Genomic DNA, 1,309 nt, shown 5'->3' on the forward strand with positions numbered 1-1,309 from the left:
GCGGCGGGCGGCCGGCCCCCGGCCCCCCCCCCCCGCGACGCCCACACCGAGGTGCGCGCGAGCATCCCCGCGCGCCCGATGCCTAACGGACGGCCGTGCTCGACCCCGTCTCGAACACCGGCGGCAGCAGCCCGATCGCCCGGAACGCCGCATCGACGGTCGGTCGGCCGTGCCATCGCCCGCGCCTTCCGCGCACCCTCCCGCAGCACCCCCTCCACGGAGGCGGGGTCAGCGCACAGCTCCCTGTGCCGGGCCTGCACCGGCCGCAGCACCTCCACCACCGCCTCCGCGGTGTCCTTCTTCAAGGCGCCGTACGAGTCGAAGGCACCGGCCAAGGCAGCGGGACTCCCGCCCGTGCACGCGGCGAGGATCTCCAGCAGGTTCGCCACCCCGGGCCGCGTCTCCCGGTCGTACTCGACCTCCCTACCGCCATCGGTCACCGTGCGCATGACCTTCCTGCGCACGACGTCCGGCTCGTCGAGCAGGTACACGATCCCCGGCCCCGAATCCTCCGACTTCCCCATCTTCGACGTCGGGTCCTGCAGGTTCATCACCCGCGCCGCGACCTCAGGACGGGTCGCCCTGGGGACCACGAACGTGTGGCCGTACCGCTGGTTGAACCGCACCGCCAGGTCCCGCGCCAGCTCCACGTGCCGCACCTGGTCGTCCCCGACCGGCACCTCGTCCGTGCCGAACGCGGGATGTCCGCCGCCATCAGCACCGGATACGTCAACAGCGACAGCCGTACGCTCCCGCCGCGCTCACGTTCCCGTACGGACTTCTCCTTGTACTGGATCATCCGCCGCATCTCGCCGTCGGTCGCCCCGCACTCCCGCAGGTACGACAGTCTCGTGTGCTCGTCGACATGGCTCTGCAGGTAGACGGTGCACACCTCGGGATCGAGCCCCGACGCCAGCAGCAGCGTCGCCGCCTGCCGACTGAGTCTGCGCAACCGGGCCGGATCGTGGTCGCCTCGGAGATCCCGTCGGGGTGCGAGTTGACACACCCCGTGCCACTACGTAGTGTTCTCCGAGTTGTCCGACGTGAGCGCCGACCCCGGTCGGTCCCCGGACAGCCATTCCGCAAGACCACTCAACCATCGACACTCCGATGTCGAACGTATTGACGTGCGTATTCGCGAAATGAGGAATCCGCGTTCGAAAGGGCGCCGGCCCCGATTAGCTCGGGAGCCAGGAATCCGCTAAAGTCTCACTCGTCGGAACGGCCCAAGGGCCGGGAAGGCAAACCCCCCTGACTGGGAGTCAGACGCCGAAAGGATCTGATAGAGTCGGAACCGCCGGAAAGGGAA

The 1,309-nt window shown here is 69.4% G+C and carries 1 pseudogene; it reads right to left on the minus strand.

The window, feature by feature from the left end:
- Positions 1-82: 82 nt before the first annotated feature.
- Positions 83-970 (minus strand): annotated as a pseudogene (trpS, locus tag ABVB68_RS36765) (tryptophan--tRNA ligase); the annotation flags it as partial.
- Positions 971-1,309 lie beyond the last annotated feature (339 nt).

Origin of the sequence: Streptomyces sp. NPDC096012, assembly GCF_040426375.1 — a bacterium.
GTDB lineage: Bacteria > Actinomycetota > Actinomycetes > Streptomycetales > Streptomycetaceae > Streptomyces.